The sequence below is a fragment of the Pseudomonas sp. GW460-LB5 genome (assembly GCF_059423245.1).
In genome coordinates this window covers 1-11,171 of record NZ_JBWKXT010000104.1, presented here as the reverse complement: position 1 = coordinate 11,171, position 11,171 = coordinate 1, and the positions used below count along the sequence as shown (strand labels likewise).

Here is an 11,171-nt window from a genome sequence, read left to right as displayed (position 1 = left end):
AGCCACAGCAGCGCGTGCCCGCTGACCCACTGGCTCCCCGCCCCCGCCAACAGTGGCCCGAGCAGGCAACCAATACCCCACAGCTGCGCAACATGGGCGTTGGCCCGCACCAGCGCGTCATCCCGGTAGCGCTCGCCAATCAGTACCAGCGACAAGGTGAACAAGCCCCCTGCGCTGGCCCCGAACAATACCCACAACGGCCAGATCACCGGGGTATGCAGCATGAGTGGAATCGCCAGGCTGGACACCAGCAGGGTCACCGCGCAGCCGGTGAACAGGGTGCGGCGCGACATATGGTCGGCCAACGCCCCGATGGGCAGTTGCAACACCGCATCACCCACCACCACGGTACTGACCATGAACAGGGCAATCTCGGTGGTAAAGCCCTGCTGCAGGCAATACACCGGCAGCAAAGTCAGGATCATCGCCTCGAACGAAGCGAACAGGGCAATGGCCCAGGCGATCACCGGCAAACGACGGCAAAAACGAAACAGGTCGCCGAAGGTCACGTTGCACGCTTCCGTGCTCGGTGCACCGCCTCGCCCCAGCAGGATCAGCGGCGCGACCAGCAGCAGGCCCGTCGCAGCCCAGAAACCGAAATCGTCATCAGAGCCGAGAAAGCCCAGTACCAGTGGCCCGGCCAGCTGGCTCAACGCGTAGCTGCTACCGTACAGCGCCACCAGGCGACCACGCCATTGCTCGACCACCAGCTGGTTGATCCAGCTTTCGCCCAGGATGAACACCACGGTCAGGGACATGCCGATCATCAGCCGCAGCAGCAGCCACAGCGGGTAACTAGGCAACAGGGCCAGCAGGCCGATCGATAGCGCCCCACCCCACAGGCACAGGCGCATCGCAGAAGGTACGCCAACCCAGCCGGCCAGGCGGCTGGCCAGGCTGGCACCGGCCAGCACACCCAGCGCCGGCATCGCCGCCATCACGCCGATGGCAAAGCTGCCGTAGCCCCAAGCCTCCAGGCGCAGGGACACCAGCGGCATGCTCACGCCGAGCGCCAGCCCGACACTCAGCACCGATGCCAGTACGGCGAAGTAGGTACCCCAACGCATTGCAGCCTCCCAGGCAGAATTCGTGAACAGCAAAAACGACGAAGCCGGGTCAGCGTGAGCCGACCCGGCTATTGTTGGGGCTGCTGTGCAGCCCATCGCCGGGAAGCCAGGCTCCCACAGGTATAACGGAGGCCTTGAGGGCTGCGAAAAACCTGCGGGAGCTGGCTTGCCGGCGATTGGGCCGCAACGCGGCCCCCTGGAGTTACAGCTTGATCCAGGTCGCCTTCAGCTCGGTGTATTTCTCCAGCGCATGCAGCGACTTGTCACGGCCGTTGCCCGACTGCTTGAAGCCACCGAACGGTGCGGTCATGTCGCCACCGTCGTACTGGTTGACCCAGACGCTGCCAGCGCGCACGGCACGGGCGGTCTTGTGGGCCTTGGAAATGTCCGACGTCCAGATGCCAGCCGCCAGGCCATAGGGCGTGTCGTTGGCAATGGCGATGGCTTCTTCGGCAGTGTCGAAGGCAATCACCGACAGCACTGGGCCGAAGATCTCTTCCTGGGCGATGCGCATGGCGTTGGTCACGCCGTCGAAGATGGTCGGCTCGACATACGTGCCGCCAGTCTCTTCCAGGGTGCGCTTGCCGCCGGCCAGCAGCTTGGCGCCGTCCTTGTGGCCAGCCTCGATGTACGACAGCACGGTGTTCATCTGCTGGGTGTCGACCAGGGCACCGACCGTGGTCTGTGGGTCCAGCGGGTTGCCTGGCTTCCAGCCTTTGAGGGCTTCGACCACCATTGGCAGGAACTTGTCCTTGATCGAACGCTCGACCAGCAGGCGCGAGCCTGCGGTGCACACTTCGCCTTGGTTGAAGGCGATGGCGCTGGCAGCGGCCTCGGCGGCAGCTTGCAGGTCCGGCGCGTCGGCAAAGACGATGTTCGGGCTCTTGCCGCCGGCTTCCAGCCAGATGCGTTTCATGTTCGATTCGCCCGCGTACACCATCAGCTGCTTGGCGATCTTGGTCGAGCCGGTGAACACCAGGGTATCAACGTCCATGTGCAGGGCCAGGGCCTTGCCTACGGTGTGGCCGTAGCCTGGCAGCACGTTCAGCACGCCAGCCGGGATACCGGCTTCAATGGCCAGCTGAGCGATGCGGATGGCGGTCAGCGGGGATTTTTCGGACGGCTTGAGCACCACCGAGTTACCGGTGGCCAACGCCGGGCCGAGTTTCCAGCAGGCCATCAGCAGCGGGAAGTTCCACGGTACGATTGCACCCACCACACCCACGGGTTCGCGGGTCACCAGGCCGAGCTGGTCGTGCGGGGTCGGGGCAACTTCGTCGTAGACCTTGTCGATGGCTTCGGCAGTCCAGTGAATGGCCTGGGCCGCACCCGGGATGTCGATGCTGGAGGAGTCGCCGATCGGCTTGCCCATGTCCAGGGTTTCCAGCAGCGCCAGCTCTTCAACGTTCTTGCGCAGCAGGTCGGCAAAGCGGATCAGCTTGGCCTTGCGCTTGGCCGGGGCCAGTTGCGACCACACGCCGGCGTTGAAGGTGGCGCGGGCGTTTTCCACAGCGCGGTTGGCATCGGCCAGGTCGCAGCTGGCAACCTTGGCCAGGAAGCGTCCGTCGACCGGGCTCAGGCACTCGAAGGTTTCACCGGATGCGGCATCGGTGTATTCGCCGTTGATGAAGGCGCGGCCTTCAATCTTCAGTTGCTGGGCACGCTGTTCCCAGTCCGCACGGGTCAGGGTAGTCATACGAAACTCCTCCTCTTGTTTAGGTGCAACGCCGCACTGAGGACTCACAGGCGTTGTCAGAATTCTGGCCGGGCGACGAGCGCACACTGGCAAGCGATACCCTAAACCAGCCGGTGTAAACTATCAATATATTTGACACGAAAGGCTCAAACGCCTACTGATGTTCATTTTATTAAACAAAAACAGGAGCCGCACCATGAGAATCGACAGCATCATCGACTTCGCGCAGATCATCACCGAGGCCGAACGCTACCGCCCGGCGGCGGAAAAAATCCTCAAGGGCGAGCCAGACCAAGCGGTCTATAACCACTACTCCAGCCCTTGCGGGCAGTTTGCCGCAGGCGTTTGGGAAGGTGAGGTGGGGCAGTGGACGGTGAACTACACCGAGCACGAGTACTGCGAGATCGTCCAGGGCGTTTCGGTGCTGCGCGACCAGGACGGCGGGGCCAAGACCCTGCGGGCCGGTGATCGGTTTGTCATCCCTGCCGGGTTCAAGGGCACTTGGGAAGTGCTCGAGCCTTGCCGCAAGATCTATGTGATGTTCGAGCAGAAGTAAGGCACCGGACAGGCATAAAAAAACCCGCGTCCTCTCGGATGCGGGTTTTTTTCAGGTCGCCGATCAATTACTTGATCTTGGCTTCCTTGTACACCACGTGCTTGCGAACAACCGGATCATATTTCTTGATCTCGATTTTGTCCGGGGTGGTGCGCTTGTTCTTGTCGGTGGTGTAGAAGTGGCCGGTACCGGCACTCGAAACCAGACGGATCAATTCACGCATGATGCTCTCCCTTAAACCTTGGCGCCAGCTTTACGGATGTCAACCAGAACGGCGTCGATGCCGCGCTTGTCGATGATACGCATGCCCTTGGCGGAAACGCGCAGACGCACGAAACGCTTCTCGGATTCAACCCAGAAACGGTGGTGCTGCAGGTTCGGCAGGAAACGACGACGGGTTTTGTTGTTTGCGTGGGAAATGTTGTTCCCGGTTACTGGACCCTTACCAGTAACTTGACAGACTCTCGACATGACTCAGCCCTCTAAAACCACATGCCCAACCCGGCATGGGTTGGCCGCTTAATCTCTCAGTCTTTGGCGCCTGGGCGCCGTGATTCTGGAGGTCTTATCGACCGGATCCGCTTATGCGACAGGCCGAGCCCCTAGAAAAGAGCGCTGCTTTATACCAGAAAGACTTGGCTGCAACAACAGTAGATACACATTGCCGCACGCCAGAACGCGCCGGGCCAGCATAGCGGCAGGCCCCGTCGGCCGTCGACCACTCGTCGCCACATTTGTAAAAAAGGGTGTGGTCATTTACCGACGGGCGCACTAGGGTAGGCTTTTTCCAGACTGCACTGGCAGATGGGCCACTGACAGCCAAGGAGCCACCATGCGTGCTGCCGCCCTTTCCTTATTGTTCAACTCCCTGTTCGCCGCCGGCGCGCTGTTCGCTGCCGGTGCAGCCCAGGCCGCGCCGCTGAGCGTTTGCAGCGAAGCCAGCCCTGAGGGCTTCGACGTGGTGCAGTACAACTCACTGACCACCACCAACGCCACGGCCGACGTGCTGATGAACCGCCTGGTGGAGTTCGACGCCGCGCAAGGCAAGGTGGTGCCGAGCCTGGCAACCAGCTGGACGGTGTCAGCCGACGGCCTGGTGTATGACTTTACCCTGCGCGATGACGTGAAATTCCACACCACCGCCTATTTCAAGCCAAGCCGCGCGCTGAACGCCGACGATGTGCTGTTCAGCTTCCAGCGCATGCTCTACCCCGCCCATGCCTGGCACAAGACTGCACCGGGTGGCTACCCACATGCCCAGTCGCTGCAGCTGGGCAGCCTGATCAAGGCTATCGAGGCGCCAGCGCCGAACACCGTGCGTTTTACCCTCAGCCACCCGGACGCCACGTTCCTGGCCACGCTGAGCATGGGCTTCGCCTCGATCTACTCTGCCGAATATGCAGACAAGCTGCTGAAGGCGGGCACGCCCGAGAAGCTCAACAACCAGCCGATCGGCACCGGGCCGTTCGTGTTCCAGCGTTTCCAGAAGGACGCCGTGGTACGTTACCGCGCCAACCCTGACTACTTCGCCGGCAAGCCCGCGGTCGACCCGCTGATCTTCGCCATTACCACCGATGCCAACGTGCGCCTGCAAAAGCTCAAGCGTGGCGAGTGCCAGGTGGCCTTGTCACCCAAGCCCCTGGACATTGCCGAGGCCGGCAAGGACGGCAGCCTCAAGGTGGCCACTACCCCGGCGTTCATGACAGCCTTCGTCGCCATCAACAGCCAGCACCCACCGCTGGACAAGCCGGAAGTACGCCAGGCCATCAACCTGGCCTTCGACAAACAGGCCTACCTCAAGGCCGTGTTCGAAGGCTCCGCAGTGGCCGCCAATGGCCCCTACCCGCCCAACACCTGGAGCTATGCCAAGGACCTGCCTGGCTACCCGCTGGACGTGAAGAAAGCCAAGGCCCTGCTGACCAAGGTCGGCCTGAGCGATGGTTTCAGCACCACCATCTGGACCCGCCCGTCGGGCAGCCTGCTCAACCCAAACCCCAGCCTTGGCGCGCAGATGCTGCAGGCCGACCTGGCCAAGATCGGGGTCAAGGCAGAGATCCGCGTGATCGAATGGGGCGAGCTGATCCGCCGCGCCAAAGCCGGTGAGCATGACCTGCTGTTCATGGGCTGGGCGGGTGACAACGGCGACCCGGACAACTTCCTCAGCCCGCAGTTTTCCTGTGCTGCGGTCGAGTCGGGGACCAACTTTGCCCGCTTCTGCGACAACCGCCTGGACCAGCTGATCAGCGCCGGGCGCACCACCAACGACCAGAGCGTGCGTAGCCGGTTGTATCAGCAGGCGCAGACCTTGATTCAGCAGCAGGCGCTGTGGGTACCACTGGCGCACCCGACGGCGGCGACGCTGTTGCGCCAAGGGGTTGAGGGGTACCAGGTGAGCCCGTTCGGGCGGCTGGATTTCAGCAAGGTGTCGGTTACCAAGTAAGCCTGCACCGGCCTCTTCGCGGGACAAGCCCGCTCCCACAGATTCGCCGCCATATTGGAGGGCAGCGCAGACCTTGTGGGAGCGGGCTTGTCCCGCGAAGAGGCCGGCACATGCACACCTCTAAGCGACAATCCACCCCTGCTCAACCATCGATAAGGGCTCCCCGTCACCGATGATGATGTGATCCAGCACCCGCACATCGATCAGCCCCAGCCCCCGCTTCAACGACAGGGTCAAATGCACGTCATCCTGGCTCGGCTCACTGTTCCCCGAAGGATGGTTGTGACACTTATGGTATATGTTCGGAAACGTTGCAGATCTGGAGCTACCGATGCCAGACGTCCCTTTCTGCGAGATCCGAATGATTCGTACTGCCTCCAGCGGCCTCAGGCCATACCTGCTGGTGCAGGGGGTTCCAGTGATCCTAGCAAACCTCTGGGCGGAGGATTTGCTCCACAGATCGCGTCTCAATACCGTCGAAAATTACCTACGTGACATCGCTATCGCGTACGAGTGGGCTCTCAGCCGAGGTTCTCCACTGGAAGCGAAGCTTGAGCGCCTAGCGGTGTTCAGCTCAGCGGAACTGACATCGCTGGCCGAACGCCTCTGCTCCACCAAACGCGGTGCGGGTGCGAGCCAATCGACATGCACCCGACGACTCGAAGCTGTCAAATCATTCATAGATTTCTCCTTCGAGCACTACGTTGAGCTCAATCGACTAGGTCTACTTGAGCAAAGCCAAGCGGAAAAAAACAAAGCCAAGAATCTGCGAAATCTTCAAAAAAAAATCACCAAGATTGCATATCAATCAGAACCGCCGCTACCAGCAACGCCACTTGACTCCGGCGGACAAGCCTTATTCAAAGGGGTGCTCAGTCCTGATGACTTTAGGAACCCATTCCAAAGTAAACAGATACAGGCACGCAATTACTGTCTGTTCTTAGTAATGCTTGAAACACTTGCCAGGCGTGGCGAAGTGGTTCTCATAGAACTCGACGACGTTGACCTTGGTCCCTCACCTACAATACGCATCAAGCGCCCAAGCGATATCAACAGGGAGCGGAGACTGGACGGGGCTAGTCTCAAGACGCGCGGTCGGATAGTCCCCATAACCGCATCGGTAGCCGCGGTTCTGAACGAATACATTTCCGATCATCGCCCTAAACTGATCAAACCAAAAAGACCTTGTACAGCCCTATTCGTGAGTTCCCGTGACGGGAGACGGCTATCTGCGCGAACCGTAAACACCATTCTTCGTACCGTTGCAGCCAGCCTCGGCTTGCCAAACTTTTCAACACGAATTCATCCGCACGGCTTGAGGGCGACAGGGGCAAATATAGCTCGCAAAAAGTTTGAAAAAAGTGGCGCCAACAGCATTAATGTAAAAGATGCTCTGGCGTATCTGGGCGGATGGAGCCCCAGCAGCGAAAGTGTTCAGCGCTACTCTCGACAGGCCATATCTGATCGGCTCGGCGAAATAATCAGAAGCTCAGACAGCTCAAATTTTCGAGGCAATGAAGATGATTAAAATTTCGCCTGCCGAACTCGTAGCCGAGATTGAATGTCGCTTCGGCATCGAGGCCGATGCCTTTCCTTCCACAGTCAAATCCACCTTCGGTCAGGCTATAACAATTCACAACAATGATGCGTGGGTTGAGAGAATAACGGTAGAGATTGTCGGGTGTGCTCCGATGAATATTGCGTGGAGCAAGCCCCTACATTCTAACTTGTTAGTTGAGTGGCTACTCAGAGGGTGGTTCATCGACAGACTCCAAACCCACATCGACCTTAGGCCTCTGATTGTCGTCCAGCGGCTTCTGGCCCAGCATAAATTTTCGGGAAATGACGCGGATACTATTGGCAATAGGTTATCGACATTTGCTGTACGTGAATGCACTCGATTAAAAGCATCAAGCTGGTATGAGGAGCTAGTTGCTCTTCGAGTATTTTATCGATGGTGCTTGGATGAAGAAGTCCCAGGCTTCAACGAACATGACAGCCTTGAACTATCACAGCTTACAGTAAAGGCGCATGATAACAGGCATTTAGTCACGATGCGAGATGATGACTTTGGCCCTTTCACTCGCGTACAACTCGCGAACATTGAGATGAAGCTTGCCAACAATCCGCTCATCACTCATGCCCAACGCACGCTTTTTTTGCTCTGTCGCGACTGGGCTCTTCGCCCTATACAGTTGGCCCTAATGCAGGTTACTGACTTCGGGATCGATGAGGGCGGCCCCTTTGTAAAGGTGCCGAGTGTTAAAGGAATTAGACGTTCAAGGCTCAGGAGGCATCCGAGCAACCTGGTAAAACGTTACATCGCTAACGATACTGCAGAGGCAGTAGAACTTCAGTGCACTTTAGCTGAGACCCAATGCAATGCCGCATCGAAGGAAATCAACGCGATATGTGTCAGGCATGGAATAAGCACTCCAGTACTTCCTACGCCGTTGTTTCCCTCGGCGTACACAACCGAAAACCGCCTTTTACGCTTCCTCACCAACCCCAAGCTGACACCATTCACATTACATCTCGACAACCATAGAATAAGTTATGCGCTAACATCTCTCACTTGGATACTCCAGTTACCAGACCCTCATCGACCCATACAAAAAACAGAGCCCTTCATGCGGATCACCGCGTACCGACTGCGCAGGACCAAGGCTACTTCAATGGTTCTTTCCGGTGCATCCCCTGAAGAGGTCGCTGAAGCTTTAGATCATTCAAATCTGAACTCTATAAAGCACTACTTCCATTACAACCTTGAGCTGCAAGAGTTCATAAATACGACCCACATGGCAAGCCCGGAGATCAATGCAGCCGTGCAGATGTGGTGCGGCAAATTCATGGAAGAAATCCCTGACAGATCCGCGCTAAGGCCAATAAGTGGCTTAGGATCATGCAATTCTGAAGAGCCATGTCCTTACCACCCGACGGTCACTTGCTATGCATGCCCTAAATTCAGACCTAGCCGTCATGCTAATCATGAAGGGGCTTTAGCAGACATCACTAAATTCCAGCAGATGCTCGGGAGCAATTCCACTGGCGCTATGGCCCAACAGGTCGAAGCAGCAATTCACGGCGCTAAGTCAGTAATCATTGCTGTGAAGGAGTTGAAAGAATGAGCATATCAATGATGGTCTTAGACGACCGATACAAACATGCAGAGCAACAATTTAATGACCTCAAGGCCAACGGATTAGTAGCAGGAGATTTCGAGGGCAAGGTATGGCAGTATCGATCGAGTAATATTCCCTTCACATCACTCGATCCTCTCAACAGGCGAAATCAAGACCAACCCCCTCTCCCGCTAGTGATTGGCAAGCTTGCGCGCTGCTTTATAGTTAAAGAAATTCTGGCACATCCGTCAGCAGAGCTGATTATCGGCAGAATGGCCTCGATTAGGCATCTATCCGCAGTAATGGATAGCGAAAACATTGAGTGGAGCGACATAACGCGCAAAGTCTTCGACCGCACCGTAGACTCGATCAGGCATGGACGTTCAGACTCTACCATTTACCATAGAGCAAATGCCCTCAAGGCATTTGTTGATTTCCTCAACCAACTTAGCGTAATGGTCGATGGAGTACTGCTGCGATTCGTCGATAGGTTTATCAAATGGCAAACTGGGATACCCAACCCGACTCATAGTGCGCTTGAACTCACATCACGAGAGTTTCAGCAAAGAGAAGAAAATCTATACTCTTCTGACTTGCACAAAGGGATTGCACAAGCCAGGTGGTTGATCAAGCAGAACCCACATTTGGAGCCAACTGCGGGCTTCGATAGAATTCGACTTGAGGCGACCTGCTTTGGAATGGCGCTCGGTTTGAGAGTTGGTGAGATCGCGAATCTTCCAAAGAGTTGCCTTTTCCAAGATCCCAACACTCACACGACGTTCGTACGAGTGCCTGTAGAAAAAAACTGCATCCCCAACGCCGTACCCGTCGCAGACCTATGGAGCGCACCACTCACCGAAGCGTACGAGTACTTGCTGGCTGTCACTCAGGATGCTAGAGAGCGTGCTCTTGACATTGAAACCAATGGTTTCTCATTTATAGATAAAGCACTCGCAGCCTATCGCGCTAACCATCCGTTAGATCCCGGCGCGGTGGATCAACTCTCATCGTTGGATCTGCCCGTAGAACATCACTACTTTGTTGAGGAGATATGTAAGTGCTTCCCCGTATCTCCAAAAGAGCTCTACAGTGGTGGGCGATTTTACAGCAGCAGCGTTGAACTCCCTAGAATAACGGCCGCTCGAATCGCAATTTGGATAGATGAACGAATGCATAATTGGGATTGGTCTAATTTTCTCAATGAGTACAAAAAGAACTGTTATAGCGTATCCGTCATTGACATTGCAAAACACACAAAATCCTCCGAGGCGTCAGTAAAAAAGAGCAAATGGTTTGTAGATCACCTGCGCACCTTTCTCAAGGGAATGGTTCACGACGGGCTTTTCAAGCCTGGAAACAATCCTTCACATGCGCAACTCTTCGACATCCGGAATGAGTGGGCAAGCATCAGAGAACTTATGTTATCTCAAAGAGGATTCGGGGCGGGAGTACCATCCCTGGTCATAGATATCAGACTGCTCAAGCGCCTTTTAGAAGATAAATACAGATTTCACCTGCGACGCCATTTTGAAGAACAATTTTCAATGCCTGGTGATGGAAGTGAAGCACCTTATCATGCGAAGCACACTGCCAAAGGTTATCCTAGCAAGCTGAGTGACAACTTACTTGTAATCTGGGAAAACCAGTTTGACTCGATATCTGAGCTAGGGATCATCCCCCGCCCCCTATTTAGAGCCGATCTCTACAACTATCTCTCTTCGAACTCCTCAAAAAAAACAATCTTTCAGCGCCTTGACCTACGAGGGCAAGACGGTGAAATCTTTTCCATCACTCCTCATCAAATCCGTCGTTGGGTTACCACGGCAATTCTTCGTTCTGGTCCCTCTGAAACAGCTGTGGACCTATGGATGGGGCGAACCCCACGCCAAAGCCGTCAATATGACTACCGTACTGCCAAAGAGCGAGCAGAATATGTGAGATCTTTATACTTGGCCGTTGACCCTCCCCCAGACTTTTTGGGCAGGCTAGTAATCCGATGGCGGGAGGAGTCAATCGCTGACGAACAAATCGAAGAGATGATCATCGAGAAACTCAGCATTCTCAACCTAACGCCTTGGGGCGGGTGTACACGTGAGCTCTATATCAGTCCGTGCGACAGGGGCCTCATGTGTATCAGAGGCTTCGGTACAGATTCTGGATGTAAATCCTTTCACCTGAACCCTGATGATCTGGAAGCAAAGGCCGCTATCGAGTGAATCGCCCCTGGTTTCGTAGACACCTCCAAGCCTCATAATGAGGCCCAAATAGGAGGTGCCATGAGTCGTCAGCG

At 56.4% G+C, this 11,171-nt stretch carries 9 protein-coding genes and 1 pseudogene; 5 read left to right on the top strand and 5 right to left on the bottom strand.

Translation table 11 applies throughout. The annotated features are described in order from the left end of the window. Together AC07XM_RS30475 and AC07XM_RS30470 are read right to left on the bottom strand one after the other, a co-directional pair. A partial coding sequence (locus AC07XM_RS30475; RefSeq protein ID WP_102690364.1) for an MFS transporter occupies positions 1-1,067 on the bottom strand: 1,067 nt, incomplete at its 3' end. A 202-nt stretch (positions 1,068-1,269) separates the two neighbouring features. After that, positions 1,270-2,763 carry an aldehyde dehydrogenase gene (locus AC07XM_RS30470; protein WP_016489812.1) on the bottom strand — a complete coding sequence of 498 codons (1,494 nt, stop codon included), beginning with the start codon at positions 2,761-2,763 and terminating at the stop codon, positions 1,270-1,272. Between the two features lie 196 nt (positions 2,764-2,959). Between AC07XM_RS30470 and AC07XM_RS30465 the strand changes: the two genes are divergently transcribed. After that, complete coding sequence (locus tag AC07XM_RS30465; protein WP_016489813.1) at positions 2,960-3,319, top strand: cupin domain-containing protein; 360 nt, start codon at positions 2,960-2,962, stop codon at positions 3,317-3,319. Between the two features lie 67 nt (positions 3,320-3,386). Here AC07XM_RS30465 and rpmG read toward each other — a convergent pair whose 3' ends face one another. Then, entirely contained in the window at positions 3,387-3,542 is a 156-nt protein-coding gene (rpmG, locus tag AC07XM_RS30460) for a 50S ribosomal protein L33 (RefSeq protein WP_003253507.1), read from the bottom strand. Positions 3,543-3,553: 11 nt separating this feature from the next. Continuing rightward, positions 3,554-3,790: a 50S ribosomal protein L28 gene (gene rpmB, locus AC07XM_RS30455; RefSeq protein WP_003253504.1), complete on the bottom strand. Its 237-nt coding sequence runs from the start codon at positions 3,788-3,790 to the stop codon at positions 3,554-3,556. Between the two features lie 361 nt (positions 3,791-4,151). On the opposite strand from rpmB, the gene AC07XM_RS30450 reads away from it, so the two are divergent. Next, the gene (locus tag AC07XM_RS30450) at positions 4,152-5,759 is read left to right on the top strand and encodes an ABC transporter substrate-binding protein (RefSeq protein WP_016489814.1); all 1,608 of its coding nucleotides are present in this window, start codon (positions 4,152-4,154) and stop codon (positions 5,757-5,759) included. A 120-nt stretch (positions 5,760-5,879) separates the two neighbouring features. Here the strand turns inward: AC07XM_RS30450 and AC07XM_RS30445 are convergent. Continuing rightward, a pseudogene (locus tag AC07XM_RS30445) lies at positions 5,880-6,047 on the bottom strand (JAB domain-containing protein); the annotation flags it as partial. 73 nt (positions 6,048-6,120) lie between these two features. On the opposite strand from AC07XM_RS30445, the gene AC07XM_RS30440 reads away from it, so the two are divergent. Genes AC07XM_RS30440 through AC07XM_RS30430 form a run of 3 tightly spaced genes read left to right on the top strand, consistent with a single transcriptional unit; the run spans position 6,121 to position 11,097 of the window. Further along, positions 6,121-7,287 (top strand): tyrosine-type recombinase/integrase, encoded by a 1,167-nt coding sequence (locus AC07XM_RS30440; protein WP_223817826.1) that lies wholly within the window; start codon positions 6,121-6,123, stop codon positions 7,285-7,287. Beyond that, positions 7,280-8,887, top strand: coding sequence for a site-specific integrase (locus tag AC07XM_RS30435; RefSeq protein ID WP_102690245.1), 1,608 nt, complete (start codon positions 7,280-7,282; stop codon positions 8,885-8,887). Before AC07XM_RS30440 ends, AC07XM_RS30435 begins: the two co-directional genes overlap by 8 nt. Further along, entirely contained in the window at positions 8,884-11,097 is a 2,214-nt protein-coding gene (locus tag AC07XM_RS30430; RefSeq protein WP_172455973.1) for a site-specific integrase, read from the top strand. The genes AC07XM_RS30435 and AC07XM_RS30430 overlap by 4 nt, the downstream gene beginning before the upstream one ends. The last annotated feature ends 74 nt before the right edge of the window (positions 11,098-11,171 follow it).